Annotated in this window: 16 protein-coding genes; 8 read left to right on the top strand and 8 right to left on the bottom strand. The window is 67.6% G+C overall.

Features of this window, described 5'->3' with window-relative positions:
• Positions 1 to 75: 75 nt before the first annotated feature.
• A complete protein-coding gene (locus tag F817_RS0102560) occupies positions 76 to 996 on the bottom strand; it encodes a patatin-like phospholipase family protein (RefSeq protein ID WP_024326179.1) in 921 nt (306 codons plus the stop codon).
• 144 nt (positions 997 to 1,140) lie between these two features.
• On the opposite strand from F817_RS0102560, the gene F817_RS0102555 reads away from it, so the two are divergent.
• The 3 genes from F817_RS0102555 to trxC all read left to right on the top strand — a co-directional run bounded on the left by F817_RS0102555 (position 1,141) and on the right by trxC (position 3,136).
• A complete protein-coding gene (locus tag F817_RS0102555; RefSeq protein ID WP_024326178.1) occupies positions 1,141 to 1,716 on the top strand; it encodes a hypothetical protein in 576 nt (191 codons plus the stop codon).
• A 34-nt stretch (positions 1,717 to 1,750) separates the two neighbouring features.
• Positions 1,751 to 2,626: a cupin-like domain-containing protein gene (locus tag F817_RS0102550; RefSeq protein WP_024326177.1), complete on the top strand. Its 876-nt coding sequence runs from the start codon at positions 1,751 to 1,753 to the stop codon at positions 2,624 to 2,626.
• Between the two features lie 75 nt (positions 2,627 to 2,701).
• Complete coding sequence (gene trxC / locus F817_RS0102545) at positions 2,702 to 3,136, top strand: thioredoxin TrxC (protein WP_024326176.1); 435 nt, start codon at positions 2,702 to 2,704, stop codon at positions 3,134 to 3,136.
• A gap of 38 nt (positions 3,137 to 3,174) precedes the next feature.
• Here the strand turns inward: trxC and F817_RS0102540 are convergent, their stop codons facing one another.
• Positions 3,175 to 3,525 carry a hypothetical protein gene (locus tag F817_RS0102540; RefSeq protein ID WP_024326175.1) on the bottom strand — a complete coding sequence of 117 codons (351 nt, stop codon included), beginning with the start codon at positions 3,523 to 3,525 and terminating at the stop codon, positions 3,175 to 3,177.
• 57 nt (positions 3,526 to 3,582) lie between these two features.
• Positions 3,583 to 4,596, bottom strand: a complete 1,014-nt coding sequence (locus tag F817_RS0102535) for an MDR family oxidoreductase (protein WP_024326174.1) — start codon at positions 4,594 to 4,596, stop codon at positions 3,583 to 3,585.
• Between the two features lie 173 nt (positions 4,597 to 4,769).
• Between F817_RS0102535 and F817_RS0102530 the strand changes: the two genes are divergently transcribed.
• A complete protein-coding gene (locus tag F817_RS0102530; protein WP_024326173.1) occupies positions 4,770 to 6,206 on the top strand; it encodes a diguanylate cyclase in 1,437 nt (478 codons plus the stop codon).
• Between the two features lie 15 nt (positions 6,207 to 6,221).
• Here the strand turns inward: F817_RS0102530 and F817_RS0102525 are convergent, their stop codons facing one another.
• The 3 genes from F817_RS0102525 to F817_RS0102515 form a co-directional block, all read right to left on the bottom strand.
• The gene (locus F817_RS0102525) at positions 6,222 to 6,545 is read right to left on the bottom strand and encodes a hypothetical protein (RefSeq protein WP_019571700.1); all 324 of its coding nucleotides are present in this window, start codon (positions 6,543 to 6,545) and stop codon (positions 6,222 to 6,224) included.
• A 146-nt stretch (positions 6,546 to 6,691) separates the two neighbouring features.
• Positions 6,692 to 7,435, bottom strand: coding sequence for a class I SAM-dependent methyltransferase (locus F817_RS0102520; RefSeq protein ID WP_024326172.1), 744 nt, complete (start codon positions 7,433 to 7,435; stop codon positions 6,692 to 6,694).
• A gap of 122 nt (positions 7,436 to 7,557) precedes the next feature.
• Entirely contained in the window at positions 7,558 to 8,262 is a 705-nt protein-coding gene (locus F817_RS0102515) for a TVP38/TMEM64 family protein (RefSeq protein WP_024326171.1), read from the bottom strand.
• Positions 8,263 to 8,415: 153 nt separating this feature from the next.
• On the opposite strand from F817_RS0102515, the gene F817_RS0102510 reads away from it, so the two are divergent.
• Entirely contained in the window at positions 8,416 to 9,948 is a 1,533-nt protein-coding gene (locus F817_RS0102510) for an AAA family ATPase (protein WP_024326170.1), read from the top strand.
• A gap of 141 nt (positions 9,949 to 10,089) precedes the next feature.
• The gene (locus F817_RS0102505) at positions 10,090 to 10,551 is read left to right on the top strand and encodes an RT0821/Lpp0805 family surface protein (protein WP_024326169.1); all 462 of its coding nucleotides are present in this window, start codon (positions 10,090 to 10,092) and stop codon (positions 10,549 to 10,551) included.
• Positions 10,552 to 10,592: 41 nt separating this feature from the next.
• On the opposite strand, the gene F817_RS0102500 is transcribed toward F817_RS0102505, so the two are convergent.
• Positions 10,593 to 11,954, bottom strand: coding sequence for a diguanylate cyclase (locus tag F817_RS0102500; protein WP_024326168.1), 1,362 nt, complete (start codon positions 11,952 to 11,954; stop codon positions 10,593 to 10,595).
• Positions 11,955 to 12,195: 241 nt separating this feature from the next.
• Between F817_RS0102500 and F817_RS0102495 the strand changes: the two genes are divergently transcribed.
• Both F817_RS0102495 and F817_RS0102490 read left to right on the top strand, forming a co-directional pair.
• Positions 12,196 to 12,684, top strand: a complete 489-nt coding sequence (locus F817_RS0102495) for a PleD family two-component system response regulator (protein WP_024326167.1) — start codon at positions 12,196 to 12,198, stop codon at positions 12,682 to 12,684.
• Between the two features lie 9 nt (positions 12,685 to 12,693).
• Entirely contained in the window at positions 12,694 to 14,202 is a 1,509-nt protein-coding gene (locus F817_RS0102490; protein ID WP_042799053.1) for an amidase family protein, read from the top strand.
• Positions 14,203 to 14,221: 19 nt separating this feature from the next.
• Here F817_RS0102490 and F817_RS0102485 read toward each other — a convergent pair whose 3' ends face one another.
• Positions 14,222 to 15,229 carry an adenosine deaminase gene (locus F817_RS0102485; RefSeq protein WP_024326165.1) on the bottom strand — a complete coding sequence of 336 codons (1,008 nt, stop codon included), beginning with the start codon at positions 15,227 to 15,229 and terminating at the stop codon, positions 14,222 to 14,224.
• Between the last annotated feature and the right edge of the window lie 12 nt (positions 15,230 to 15,241).

Raw genomic sequence — 15,241 nt, 5'->3', positions numbered from 1 at the left:
GCCTCTCCCGGGATGGCGTCGCGTCCGTTGCGACGGATGCCGCGATTATAGGGCACTGTCGCGGCCTGCACCGTGTCACGGCCCGGGCCGCTGGATGCCCCAAGCCTCGAGTTGTGCGCGCAGTTCGTCGGCGGTGGGCTGGGCCTTTTCGAGGATCTCGTCGATGCGGTTGAAGTGCAGCAGACGGATGCCGCTGGTATCCGGGACCAGGTAGAGGTCCGGCGGGTCCAGCCGCGTCATGTGACGGATGATGGAACCCTGCATGATGCTGAAGCTCTTGAACAGCAGGTCGCTGATGCCGATGTCGTCGGTGTCGTTCTGCGCGCCGTTGCCGGAGACGTCCACGGCAATCACGTAGTCGTATTCGCCCTGCAGCAGGTCGTATGGCAGCGGGTTGGAGGCGCCTCCGTCGATCAGGTACTGGGCATCGCCGTAGCGGACCGGCTCGAATAGTCCCGGTACCGCCATGCTGGCCTCGATGGCCTTGAACAGGTCGCCCTCGTCGATTACCACGCTTTCGCCGGTGCGAAAGTCGGTCGCGACCACCGCGAACGGGATGCGCAGGTCGTCGAAGTCACGGGCGTCGGTATGCTCGGCGAGGAAACGCAGGAATTCGCCGGAGTCGAACAGGGCATTGCGGCCGAGCCGCAGCGGGACGAGATCCATCAGCCGGATGTCCGAGCGCGCCAGGCCGGTCAGGGCGTCCAGCTCGGAGCCCGCGAAGTCGTCGAACAGGTCGAGGATCTCGTCGGCGGTCAGCCCCGCCGCATAAAGCCCGCCGATTACGGCCCCGATGCTGGTGCCGGTGATGCGGTCGGGCCGGGTATCGAGGTCGTCGAAGACCTGGAGGACGGCGATATGCGCCAGTCCGCCGGCGCCGCCCGAGCCCAGTGCCAGGCCGATGGTCGGGGGTGGGGCATCGGCGCGATCCGCCGCCAGTACGGCCGGGGCAGCCAGCAGCGAGAGGATTACGCAGAGGGCGGACAACGGTCTCATTGCGCAGCGTGCTTCCGAATCACGGGGTACATGCTGCTACCCTGAGCCCGAATGCAGCCGGGGGCAAGCGAAGTGAAGCCAGGGGGTTCAGTGGCGAGTGGTGGCGGGGTGCCGCACGGGGTCAAGTGGGGTTATCTCGCGTTCGTGCTGGTTCTGGTGCCGGTCTACGCGGCGGTGCATGGCTGGTTCAATTTCCTGTGGTTCTCCAATGTGGCGCTACTGGGCGGACTGCTGGCGGCCTGGCTGGAGAGCCGCCGGATCGCGAGCATGATGCTGGTGGCGGTCGTGCTGCTGGAACTCGGCTGGGTGCTGGACTTCCTGTTGAGCATGGTGGTCTGGGGCTGGGCACCGCTGGGCATTGTGCATTACATGTTCAACCCCGAGATCCCGTTGTTCGTGCGGTTGTTGTCGCTGTACCACCTGCCCCTGCCGTTCGTGCTGATCTGGCTGGTGTGGCGCCTGGGGTATGACCCCCGCGCATGGCGCTACATGCTGGTGCTGGGCTGGGGCATCCTGCTGCTGACCTTTGCGCTGGCCGATCCCGACAACAACGTGAACTGGGTACTGGGGCCGGGCGGGCAGGTCCAGGAGTGGATGCACCCCCTGGCCTGGCTGACGGTGGTGATGGCCGTGTGCGCCGCGGTGTGGTGGCTGACGCACTGCCTGTTCGGCTGGCTGCTGGGGCCGCGCGGGATCGCGCGTGCCCCGCGCGGTTGGTAGGCTGACGGGTTTCCCCCAGGAGGCAGGGCCGGCAATGATCGAGACCACCCCAGTGGAGCGGGTTGGGGCTGTCGCAGCGGACGCGTTCTTGCAGCAGTACAAGGCGGTCGCGCAACCGGTGATTCTGGAAGAGGTCACCCGGGAGTGGCCGGCGCGGGAACGCTGGACCACCGACTATTTTCGCAAGGTGGCCGGTGACGCCGTCGTGCCCCTGTACGACAGCCGCCCCGCGCGTGGCAACGAGCATCAACACGCCGCGTCCCTGCGCATGCCGCTGGCGGAATACCTGGACCGCCTGGCGGAGGGGGAACGCGATCTGCGCCTGTTCTTCTTCAATCTGTTCGCTGCCCGGCCGGCGCTGGCGCGCGATTTCGAGTTTCCCGAAATCGGGTTGCGACTGTTCCGCAAGCTGCCCGTTCTGTTCATGGGCGGCAAGGACGCACGCGTGCAGATGCACTTCGACATCGACCGTCCGGACATCCTGCTGTGCCACTTTGGCGGGCCGAAGCGCGTACTGCTGGTGGCCCCGGAATACACCGCGTACATGTACCACGTGCCGTTCTCGTTCAGCGCGCTGGCCTCGGTGGACTTCGAGAACCCCGACTACGAGCGGCATCCGGGCCTGCGCCATGTGCGCGGTCACCTGGCCGAACTGCGCCACGGGGATGTGCTCTACATCCCGCCTGGGTTCTGGCACTACGTGCTCTACGACGACGTCAGTTTTTCCATGGCGCTGCGGGCCTTCCCGCGCGATTTCCCGAATGCCTCGCGCATGCTGACCAACCTCCTGGTGACGCGGACGATCGAGGGGACAATGCGCAAATTGATCGGACAGCCCTGGAATGATCGCAACGAGCGCCGCGCAGTGGAACGCACCGAACGGTTCCTGGCCCGCCATCACGCGTCCTGACCTCTCGAGCGGCGCGCTTGTGGGATAAGATCGAGATACCGCTCTCTTACGATCTGGTCCAGACGAGGTGTTGCCGTGAGTGAAGCCCTGCATGTGGTCTGTCCGCACTGCGATGCGGTGAATCGAATCCCTTCCGCCCGCCTGGGGGCCGGACCGAAGTGCGGCCAGTGCCATCGGTCGGTGTTCGCCGGGGAGCCGCTGGAGCTGACCGCCGCGAACGTTCGCCGGCATCTGGAACGCAACGATATCCCGTTGCTGGTGGATTTCTGGGCGCCGTGGTGTGGCCCCTGCAAGATGATGGCCCCGCAGTTCCGGCAGGCGGCGGAGGATCTGGAGCCGGCCGTGCGGCTCGCCAAGGTCAATACCGAAGCGGAGCCCGGTCTTGGGCAGCAGTTCGGCATTCGCAGTATCCCGACGCTGGCACTGTTTCGCGGGGGTCACGAGGTCGCGCGCCAGGCAGGCGCCATGGGCGCCGCCGACATCGTGCGCTGGACGCGGGGGCAGATGTAGGGAAACACTGACTAATGCATGCGCCCGCGCCTCGTTTGTTAACCCAGGCGGCGCCAGGCCTCGTGGCCGCAGCTCATGCACTGGTACTGCGCCTCGAAGTGCCCCGGCTCGTCCGGGCGTTCCCGGATAGTGCCGTCCTGGAAGGTGAAGCTGCGCAGGGTGCAGCGCGGGCACTTCTCCACCGGGTCCCGCGGTGGGCGGGGTTCGCCGGGGGCGGCCGCGTGTCCGCCGTCTCCGGACCCGGTGGCTTCCTCCAGCGCGTGATTCAGCTCCCGGGTCAGTTCGGCGGCCAGGCGGTGGGCGGCTTCCGCGTGATCGTCCCGGGCCATGGCTTCCAGTTCGGCCAAGCGGTCGCGGATCGACTTCAGGCGGGATGCGAGTTCGGTCATGGATGCCTCCGCAGTGGTGGTGCCCGCAGCATAGCCGGTTCCGGGCGGGCCGGGGCGTCACGCGGTGCGGGCGTCCTCCGGATCCAGGCGGACCACTGTGCGCCCCCGAATCTGTCCCGCAAGGATCTGTCCGGCGAAGTACGGCAGGTCGTCCAGGCCGATCTCCGCGGTGATCGCGTCCAGGTCGTCGCCGGGTAGCAGGGTCGCGAGGCGTTCCCAGGCGGCCCGCCGCCGCTCGGTGGGGCACAGGACCGAGTCGATCCCCAGCAGGTTGACGCCGCGCAGCAGGAACGGCAGGACCGTGGTCCGCAGTTGCGCGCCGCCGGCGAGGCCGCAGGCCGCCACCGAGCGGCCGTAGGCCATGCCGGCGAGTACATGGGCCAGCATGTCGCCCCCCACCGTGTCCACGCAGCCGGCCCAGCGTTCCCCCAGCAACGGCTTGGGCGGGGTTTGGGCCAGCTCCGAGCGCGGCAGGATCTGCGTGGCGCCCAGGCGGTGCAGGTATTCGCCGTTCTCGGGACGGCCGGTGACGGCGGTGACCGCGTAGCCCAGTCGCGCCAGCAGGCACACGGCGATGCTGCCCACACCACCGGAGGCCCCGGTGACCAGGATCTCCCCGGCGTCGGGTCGCAGGCCGTGGTCCTCCAGGGCCTCGATGGCGAGCATGGCAGTGAACCCGGCGGTGCCCGCGGCCATCGCCTGGCGCGTGCTGTAGCCGGTGGGCTTCGGGATCAGCCAGTCGGCGCGTACCCGGGCGCGTTCCGCGTAGCCGCCCCAGTGAATCTCGCCCACGCGGTGCCCGGTGAGCACGACGGAGTCGCCTGGAGCGAAGCGCGGGTCGGCGGATTCGAGGACGGTCCCGGCCAGGTCGATGCCCGGCACGTGCGGGTATTCCCGGACCAGGTTGCCCTGACCCCGCAGGATCATGCCGTCCTTGTAGTTCAGCCCCGAATAGTGAACCTGGAGCAGAACCGCGCCCGCGGGCAGGTCGTCGAGGGAGAGGGTCCGGATCGTGGCTTCCGGGCCGTCGGGTTGCTGTTCCAGGAGCAGGGCCTTGAAGGATTCGGTCATGCGGATCAGCGTCTCGTGAGAGGGGAGCAACGGCAGCCTAACAAACAACCGTCTTTTCTGACGCGAAGGCCGGGGACTGTTGCTAACCTCATTGGGATGGGCGGACGGGATTGCGCGTGTTCGCCGGGCGGCGTTGCTGTGCGCGCCGATTGTTTCCCGTTGCGAGGATCATCATGGCGGCAGACCCCTCCGCGTGTTTCCATTCACAGATCATTGAATACGCTCCGGTTTGGGTAAACACCCTGGATACCGAGGGGCGGGTGACGCTGTGGAATCGCGCGGCGGAACGGATCAGCGGGTACAGCCGCGAGGAAGTCGTGGGACACGCGAGTATCTGGGAATGGCTTTTCCCCGACCCGGAGTATCGCGCGGCGGTCTTCGCCGAGGGGCAGGCCATCATTCACGAAGGCCGCGAGATCGCGGGCCTGGAGTCCACTATCTGCACCCGCAATGGCGAAGAGCGCACGCTGTCCTGGTATGCCCAGCGGTTTTTTGATGCCGAGGGCGCGCTGCTTGGGGCCAGCGTGATGGGCGAGGACATCACCGAGCGCAAGCAACTGGAACTCAGGGCACAGCACCAGTACCGGTTGCAGGAGGTGGTCTCGGCGATCTCCGCGCAGTTTGCGGACCTGTCGGCGGACGCGGTGGACGCGGCCGTTGTGCAGGCCCTGCAACGTCTGGGCGAGTTCTTCCGGATGGGGCGAGCCTACGTGATCTGTTTTCGCCCGGACCATGAGACGATGGACCTGGTGAGCGAGTGGTGCGCGCCCGGGGTCGGCCCCTTCCTCGACGAGATGCAAGGGATACCCATGGAGGCGCATGGTTGGGTGACCCGCCAGATTCGGCAGGGACACCCGGTGCACGTCCCCGATGTGGGTGCGCTCCCCGAGGCTGCGGTGGTGGAGCAGGCCGAGTTCCGGCGCCAGGATATCGAGTCCCTGTTGCTCATCCCGTTGATCAGTGATCAGAAGGCCTTCGGGCTCTTGGGCCTTGATTCGGTGGCCCGGCACTACGAGTGGAGCCCCGAACAGATCGCCGTGCTGCAGGTGGTGGCCGATATCATCGCCGGCACCTTCGCGCGCAAGGAGGTGGAGGCAGAGCTGGCCCGCCAGGCGCGGGTAGATGGCCTGACCGGCCTCGCCAACCGGCGCGAATTCGATGCCGTCCTGGAGCGCGAGTGCGGTTCGCGGCGCGAGGTGAACCTTGCGCTGTTGATGATCGATATTGACCACTTCAAGCCGTTCAACGACCGCTTTGGCCACCAGCGTGGGGACGACTGCTTGCGCCAGGTCGCGGAGGTATTGCGCGCCGCGGCACACCGGCCCACCGATCTGGTGGCGCGTTATGGCGGCGAGGAGTTTGCCTGCATCCTGCCGGACACCACCCTGGAGGGTGCGCGGGCGGTCGCCGAGCGCGTGCGCCGCAAGGTCGAGTCGTTGCAGCTGGGCCACCCGGATAATGTGACGGATGCGGTGACGGTCAGTCTCGGGGTATCCGCGGTCGACAGGGGGCGATCGGTGGCGCCGGAGGACCTTCTGGGAGAGGCCGACCGGCAGCTTTACTGCGCCAAGCGCGAGGGGCGAAACCGGGTTTGCGCGGCGGGGATGTGAGCCGGGCCGCCGGGGTTATTCGTCGCCGGCGGAGCGCGTCGGACGCTCGCGCGGGTCGGCGGATCGAGCATCGGTGCGCTCGAGCAGGGTGACCACCGGGGTCGATTCGGAGTCCTCGCTGGCCAGCTGGTCACCCTCCATCCACGGTGGGGGCAGTTGCGGGCGCATGTCCTGTACCTGGGCAAAGTTCGGGAACTCGACCTTGGAGAACAGTTCCGCGGCGGATTCCTGTGCCTCCGGGTTTTGCACGGTCAACACGAACCCGGTGGCCAGCACCAGCAGGGAAAACTGGAAGCGCTGATCGCGGTAGGTGGAACGTGAACGCAGCAGGTCGAGCATCGGGTGTTCTCTCGGGAGTCTTGCCTGTGTAGACAGTACGCCCGGAGACGGGTTTCCATCAAGCAGGCATGGCGATGGGCGGGGTTTTCGTCGCGCCCCCGCCCGGGGGTGGCTCCTGGGCCCGTGCGGGGAAGGTGCGGGCGGGCTCAGGGGCGGCGGCGACAGACCAGGAAGACCTCTTCCACGCCCTCGGTGGCGACCATGCCGGGGCGCAGTTCGAGCGGTTTCTGCAGGCGCAGGCCCAGGGGCATCAGGAACCGGTTGTAGACCTTCATCGCGACGGGCCGGTGGCGCTGCAGGAACCACATGCCGAGGTCATTGAGACGCGAGGATTTCGGCTTCATCCCGAAGATCGCGCTTTGTTCGATCTCCAGGTCGTGGCGTTCCAGCAGGTTCGCCAGCTTCGCCGGTTCATAACGCCGGTAGTGGCCGACGATGTCGTCGAATGGGGTCCAGTATTCCGGGTGCAGCGGGGTAGACAGCAGGAGCCGGGCGCCGGGCGCGGCGACTCGCGAGAGCTCCGCGAGGGCCGCCTCGTCGTCCTCCACGTGCTCGATGATGTCCAGTGCGCATACCAGATCGAAACTCTGGTCGGCGTAGGGGAGCGCGGAGATGGGCGCCGAGTGGGTCAACCCGCCTTCGCCTTTCAGCGCGGACAGGGCCGGGGCGCTGATATCGACAAAGTGGGTGTCCGCGATGGGCAGGCGTGGCCGCATCCCTGGCCCCACCTCGAGCCGGCGGGCATGGGACCGGGACAGGTCGGAGACGAGTGCCCAGGTATTGAAGCGCTCGGGGTGCACCAGGCGGGTGTCCGCCCACAGGCCGTCGTAGAAACGCTGATTGACGTCACCGATGTCCGAATGTGCTTGCGGGGCGGTATGGTGGGTCACGCGGTGGCCGGGCTTGAATGGTGTCCGACAGTGTAACCAACCTGACGGGTGGTCACAGACGGGCCGGGCAAACACCGCGAAGCAGTTCTCGGTTTGGCGGGGCCCTGTGCCATCCGCATGTGTCATGCGTCGGTCTTGATCGGCCGCGCATGCCGTTTCTGGATCCGGTAGCGCAGCACGGCGCCCAGCAACAAAAGGATCGCCAGTACGACCAGGGGCGCCAGGGTTTGTGGCTGAAGCGCATCGCCCGTCGCGAGGGCGTCCGTGGCCCCATGAATGGCGGTGGCGTACACGCCCCATTTGACCGCCAGCCCCAGCACGGCTGCCAGGAGAAAACGGGTGAGGGGAAGACCCAGTGCGCCACCGGCATAGTTCACCATCGAATGGGGAAAGCCGGGAAACACGCGCAGTGCGAGCTGCGTTGCGAGGCTGCTGTGACGACGCAGGAAATCGGCCAGCCAGGTCTCGTTGCCGGGGTCGCGAGCGGGCTTTCGGGCGAGGCGGGAGGAAACCCCGTACGCCGCCCAGGCACCACTGACGCTACCCGCGAGGAGCAGGCCGACCGCGACCAGGGGCGGATGGAACGGGGCGATCAGCCAGACGATCAGGGTGCCGGGGAGGGCGAAGGCGAGCATCAGCGCCATCAGGACCACCAGGGCCGCCGTGACCCAGGGGCCGCCGGCGATGGCCTCGCCCCAGGCCAGCAGTCGGACCGGGTCACCCACCCACAGGGCGAGCCCGATGCCCAGAGCGATCAGCAATACCAGCACGCCGCGTCCGAGGCTGGCGCGCGAGAGCCGGAAGGGCCGGGGGAGGGCAGACGGCATCGGGATGCCTCCGGGGCTGCAGCGGGCCGATGCCTCAGGGTACCGAATGCGCCGTCGTGGCGTGGGGCACGGCTCGCATCGGCGCGGTGAGTCGGTACACTCGGTGCCGACAATAGGGACCAGGCGGACGGGGCCACCCGGGGGAGAGGCGGATTGAGCAAGAAGCTCGAGAATCGGACGGCACACAAGATCCTGCGCGGACTCAAGTCGCATTATCCGGTGTTCTACCTGCTGGGCTGGGACGAGGACCGCATGGAACGGCTGCTGCGCTCGGTCGCGCGCTCGTTCTACGGCGAGGATGGTCACCTGGAGGTCTGGTCCGCGAGCCACGGGTTCGGCGAGCAAGACGACCCGGACGCGCCGACGAGGGACCCGGGCGCGGCGGTGGCCCGGGTCGCCGCGGGGGAGACGGATGCCCCGCGGATGGTCCTGCTGAAGGACCTTCCCATGTGGTTCGACGACGACCCGTCGCTGGTGCGCGGCGTGCGCGATCTCTACTACCAGCTGAAGAAGGGCCGCAACGTGGTGTTCCTCAGTTGCCCGTTGCTGAAGCTGCCGGAGATCCTGAAAAAGGAGGTCTTCCTGGTCGAGGTGGACCTGCCGTCCGAGGCCGAGGTGCTGGAGCAGCTCGAGCACACCCATGGTGCCGAGGCGGTCCCGCGCGAGCAGTTGTTCCGGGTGGCGGCGGGAATGCGCGGCCTGTCGCTGAACGAGGTCGGGCACTTGAGCGCGCGGCTGTTCCGCGGCAAGCCGCTGCCCGAGGCCGAGATGCTGGCCGAGATCCAGGAGGAGAAGGGCCAGATCCTGCGCAAGGAGAGCTGCCTCGAGTTCTATCCGCCACAGCGCTCGCTGGAGGATATCGGCGGTCTGGAGAATCTGAAGGAATGGGTGCGCACGCGCGCCGACCTGTTCACCGAGAAGGCCTGGAACGACAACGTCCCGCTGCCGGCCGGGGTGCTGTTCATGGGGGTCAGCGGCTGCGGCAAGAGCATGGCCGCCAAGGCGATCGCCACCGCCTGGGGGCTGCCGCTGGTGCGGCTGGACATGAGCCTGGTGCTGTCCGGCAGTTTCGGTACCCCGGAATACGCCTTTGCCCGGGCCACCCGGATCGCCGAGGAGATCGCGCCGATGGTGTTGTGGGTGGACGAGCTGGAGAACGCCTTCGGTTTCGACAGTCACGCCGCCGGCAGCGCCGGCAATGTAAACATCTTCTCCAGCTTTCTCACCTGGCTGCAGGAGAAGTCGCCGCGGGTGTTCGTGGCCGCAACGGCCAATCGCATCCAGCAGCTCCCGGCCGAGCTGATGCGCAAGGGGCGTTTTGACCAGCTGTTCTTCCTCGACCTGCCGAATGTGGAGGAGCGCAAGGAGATCCTGCGCATCCATGTCGAGCGCCATGGCGGCAACCTCGAGGACTTCAACCTGAACTACATGGCGGCCAGCACCGAGGACTGGAGCGGGGCCGAGATCGAGCAGGCGGTGAAGTCGGCGCGGATCGACGCCTACCAGGAGGGGCGGGTGTTTAACCAGCGCGATGTGATCCGCAACGTGATCAACACGGTCCCGCTGTCGCGGACCATGGTGGAGCAGATCCGCGAGATCAAGAGCTGGGTGTTCCAGCGCGCGATCAATGCCTCGAAGCCGGAGCCGAAGGGCGGCGTCGCCCCCACGCCGAAGAGTTCCGATTGATCGCAGCGATCCGGCCTCATGGGACACGGATAACGTGTCCCCGGTGGCCTATACTCCGACTCCGGTCTGGGAGATACGATGAGCGTGAGTGTCTCCCCTTGGCCCCGCGCACCCGCGGGGGTGGCCAACGGAGGAATGCTTATGTGGCGCAAGATCTTTTTTACGGTTGTCCTGGCCGCGTTTCTGGTTGTGGGTGGCTGTGCGACGCATCAAGGGTCGCAGGAGCGGGCCGGGATGGTGATCGGCGGCGTGCTGGGCGGGGCACTCGGCACGCAGGTGGGAGCCGGCCGCGGCCGCACCGCGGCGATTATTGCCGGAACCCTGGCGGGCGCGGCGATTGGTGGCTCGGTGGGTCAGTCCATGGACGAGGTCGACCGGTTGAAGACCGCGCAGACGCTGGAAAGCGTGCGGACCGGAGTGCCTTCGCAGTGGGTCAATCCGGACAGTGGCCACCAGTACACCGTGGTGCCGACCCGGACGTACGAGACCTCCGCCGGTCCCTGCCGCGAGTACACCATCGATGCGGTAATCGGTGGGCGGACGGAGCAGGTGTATGGCACGGCCTGTCGTCAGCCGGACGGCAGCTGGCGTATCCAGGGCTGATCAGCGGGCCCCCGCCTTGTCACGTGCCTCGGTGTCCCCCCTCAGCTGACCGGTTGCGCGGTCGGTTGTCCCGGCCCGGGCAAGTCGACGGCGGGGGTGCCTTGCTCGTCGGGTTTGGCGGCGGTGTCCAGGGCGCGGGAGACGACGCGGTCGCGGCCCTCGCTCTTGGCCCGATAGACGGCCTGGTCGGCGACCCGGAACAGGTCATTCATGCCGACGTCCTCCCCGGAGGGCCGGCTGGTCACGCCGAAGCTCGCCGTGATCGTGATCCCGGCCGGCTGCAGCTCGCGCAATTGCTGGCGCAGCTCCTCGGCCCGGGTGTGGGCATCGAACAGGTCGCACTCGGGCAGGACCAGCAGGAATTCCTCGCCGCCGAAACGCAGGGCCACGTCAGTCTCGCGCCCGGTGCTGCGCAGGAGTTCGCCGACGCCAACCAGGACCTCGTCGCCGACCAGGTGGCCGTGGCTGTCGTTGATCTGCTTGAAGTGATCGATGTCCAGAAGGATCAGGCTCAGGGGCATGTCCTTCTGGTTGGCCTCGGCGAAGAAGCGCGCGGCGCACTCCGCCAGCACGTTGCGATTGCGCAGCCCGGTGAGCGGATCGATCATCGCCATGTCGTAGAGTTTCTGGCGCTGGTCCTGTACTTCCTCGAACAGCCGCTTGTTGGCCAGGAGGTTACCGATGCGGGCCCGCACTTCGTCTTCCAGCACCGGTTTGGTGACGAAGTCGTTGACCCCCAGGCGGAAGAGCTCGGCGCGCCGGTTCTGGTCGTCCAGTCCGGACATCGCGACGATCGGCAGGCTGGTCTTGTCCGGGAATTGCTGTCGCAGCCGGCTGACCAGTCCCATGCCGCTGATCTCGCCCTCGACGAGGATGTCGGAGAGCACCAGGTCCCAGCTGCCGCGTTCAAAGGTCTGCAGGGCCTCGTCGGCGCTGCGGAAGTGCGCGACCTCGAGTCCCATCCCCTCGAGGATGCGGATCATCACGCGGGCAACGGTGGGGCTGTCCTCGACATACAGCACCTTGCCCTCGTGGGCATGTTCGACCGGGCGTCCGTAGCGGGCGGCCTGGTGGAACAGGTCGCGGATGTTGGTCTTGTCGTGGACATCGGTGGCACCGGCCTCGAACGCCTGGCGCCGGATGTCGTGGTCCTGCTTGGTCGTGAGCAGGATCAGTGGCAGGTCGTGGCCGGCGGCCCTGGCTCGGGCCTGGCGGCAGAACTCCACGCCGCTCATGTCGGGCAGCGTGATCGAGGCGCAGACCAGTTCCAGGTCGTTCTCGTCGATGCGCGCGAGCCCCTCGGCCCCGCTGCTGGCCATGATGGGCTTGTGTCCGGCGGCCAGCACCATGCGGCTCCACAGCGCCCGGAACACGCGCGAGCGGTCGACGACCAGGATCTTCATGAGCGGACTCCCGCTGCGGGTCTCCGGGGCGATGCGGTCGTGTCGGGCGGGCAGGGTGCGTTCGGCTTCATGGCGGGTTCTGACTCCTTTCAGGGATCCGCACGAAAACCCCGATCATGCGCGCCTTCGGTCCGCTCTTCAAACCGGGGCGGCGGGTACGGTGGACAGTGCGCACCGGCAGGGGAACAATGCGTTCAGACGGGTCGGTCTCGGCGCCCGTGGCTGAGGAAAGGAGTCCGGCATGAGTTACAGGCAGCGAATGGGCCGCCTGCTGCGCTTCGGCAAGGCCGGCGAGCGACGCAGGAAGTCGCGCCAGGAGGCCGCCCGGGGGCTGCGGGTGCTGGTGGTGGACGATTCGCGCACGGTGGTCGCGTCGCTCTCCGGCATGCTCGAGCAGAACGAACTGGAGCCGGTTTGCGCTGGTGATGCCGAGGAGGCGCTGGCACTGGCGCGCGAGAATCCACCGGACCTGATCTTCCTGGGTATCCTCCTGCCCGGGATGACCGGTTTTGCGATGCTGCGCCAGCTGCGCCGCGACCCCGCCACCGCGAAGGTGCCGGTGATCATGATCAGTGGCAAGGAGGATGCGGTGGAACCGTACTTTCTCGATCGCATCGGCTCCGACGACTTCATGCAGAAACCCTTCGGACGCGGCGAGGTGTTCTCGCGCATCGAGCGTCTGGTGGAGCAGGGTCGCCTGCCGGCGCGCCCGGCACGCTTCTCCGGGTAGTGTTCAGTGTTGGACCCACATGGCTATTTCCAATGGGATGCCTGCGCCGGCGCGGCGGCCGTGCGTGAAGGAGACACGACCCCCGAGGCCCTGCTGCGTTGCGCACTGGACCGCCTGGACGCGGTGAACCCGGTGCTCAATGCGGTCTGCGTCGATGCGCGGGCGCGTGCCAGGACGCAGATCGAGCGAGGGGTAGAGGGGGTGTTCGCGGGTGTCCCCTACCTGGTCAAGGACATCCTGCAGGACGTGGAGGGGTTGCCCAGCACCTGCGGTAGTCGCGCCTGCCGCGACGAGATTGCGCCAGTCAGCGCCGACACCGTGCGCCGGTCCGAGGGCGCGGGGCTGGTGATTCTCGGCAAGACCACCACCCCGGAGTTCGGGTTGAAGGGCGTCACCGAGTCCGCGCTTTGGGGCGCAACGCGTAATCCCTGGGACACCGAGCGCTCGCCCGGCGGTTCCAGTGGTGGCGCAGCCGCTGCCGTGGCGGCGGGGGTCGTCCCCATGGCTGGCGCCAACGATGGGGCCGGCTCGATCCGGATACCGGCATCGTACTGCGGCCTGTTCGGGCTCAAGCCCTCGCGGGGGCGGGTTCCCACAACCCCGTTGGCCGCCGAGGCCTGGGACGGGGCGGTCAGCGAGGGCGTGCTTTCGCGCAGCGTGCGCGACAGTGCGCGGATGCTGGATGTCCTGTCCACGGGGACGACCCCCTCCGCGCCCTTTCGCGTGGAACCGCCTCCCGCGTCCTTCGAGGACCTCGCGCGGCGCGCGCCGGGGCGGTTGCGTATTGGCTGGAACGTCGATTCGCCCGTGGCTGGGCGCGTCGATCGTGACTGCGTGGAGGCGGTTGAACGCACCGGTGCCTTGCTCGAGGCCGAGGGACACGCGGTCGAGCGTGTGGTGGACTGGCCGCTGGACGGTGAGCGCCTCGCGTCGGCCGTGCTTGCCCTTTATTTCGGGCAGGTCGCCGCGTTCGTGGCCCGGGCGCGTGAACGGGGCGCCCGCTGGAATGAGTTCGAGCTGGATACGCGCACGCTGGCACGCCTCGGCCGCGCGCTGACGGCGGGTGAGTACGCCCGGGCACGTCAGGGCTGGCAGCGCGTCAATCTGGCGCTGGCTGCGCTGTTCGAGCGCTACGATGTATTGCTGCTGCCCACGGTGGCGATGCCTTCGCCCCGGATCGGCGAGCTGGAGCCGGCCCCGAGCGTACGCGTCCTCCAGCGCCTGGCCCTGTACCTGCCCGTGGGGCGCTGGATGCTCAACAGCCGCTTTCTGGAGCGGCTGACCTTCGAGAGCCTCGAGCGCACCCCGTTTACGCTGGCGGCCAACCTGGCCGGGATACCGGCGATGTCGGTGCCGCTGCACTGGGATCGCGTGGGGCTCCCGGTTGGCGTGCAGTTCATGGCGCCATGGGGCGAGGAGGGGCGGCTACTGTCGCTTGCCACCCAGCTGGAGACCGTGCAGCCCTGGTTTCATCGTCTTCCGCCACCGATACCGGGAGCCGGGCCCGCACATCACTGACGAGTACCTCAGGGCATGCTCAGGCCAGGTTACGGCGCCAGTCCGTGATCTCGTCCTGCAGGCGCTGCCGGGCCGGCTCGTCCAGGAAGGATGCTGCGACCGCGTTACGGGCGAGTTGCTCCAGGTCGTCGAGGGACAGGGACAGCGCTTCGGTGGTCGCGCGGAAGTTCTCGCCGATGTAGCCGCCGAAGTAGGCGGGGTCATCGGAGTTGATGGTGACGCGCAGCCCGGCATCGAGCAGGCGCTTGAGGTTGTGATCCTCCAGCCGGTCGAACACGCAGAGCTTGATGTTGGACAGGGGGCAAACCGTCAGTGGTACCTGTTCGTCCACCAGACGTCGCAGCAGGGCGGGGTCCTGTTCGGCCTGCACACCATGATCGATGCGGTCGACGTGCAGCAGGTCCAGGGCCTGGCGAATGTATTCGGGCGGGCCCTCCTCGCCGGCGTGGGCGACCACGCGGAAACCGGCGGCACGCACCCGGTCGAATACCGCCTGGTACTTCTCCGGCGGGTTGCCCTGTTCCGCGGAATCCAGGCCGAAGGCGGTGATGCGCTCGCGGTAGGGTTGGGCCGCCTCGAAGGTCTCCATCGCGGCCTCGGCGCTGAGGTGGCGCAGGAAACACAGGATCAGGCGACTGGAGATGCCGAGCTCGCGTTCGCCGTCCTCCAGGGCGCGGGTGATGCCGTTGATGACCGTGTCGAAGGCCACGCCACGCTCGGTATGGGTCTGGGGGTCGAAGAAGATCTCGGTGTGCCGCACATGGTCCTGCTGACAGCGTTGCAGGTACGCCCGGGTCAGGTCGTAGAAGTCCTGCTCGGTCAGCAGGACGCAGGCGCCGGCGTAGTAGATGTCCAGAAACGACTGCAGGTCCTGGAACTGGTAGGCCGCGCGCACCTCGTCGATGGAGCCATAAGGCAGTTCCACCCCGTTGCGCTCCGCGAGCCGGAACAGGAGTTCCGGCTCCAGCGCACCTTCGATGTGCAGGTGCAGTTCGACCTTGGGGAGCGTGGCGATGGCATCTTGCATGATCGGCATCCG

The organism is Thioalkalivibrio sp. AKL19, from assembly GCF_000420165.1.
Taxonomy (GTDB): Bacteria; Pseudomonadota; Gammaproteobacteria; order Ectothiorhodospirales; family Ectothiorhodospiraceae; genus Thioalkalivibrio.
Note: the sequence above shows the minus strand (reverse complement) of the source record. Positions and strands in the feature narration are given on the sequence as shown.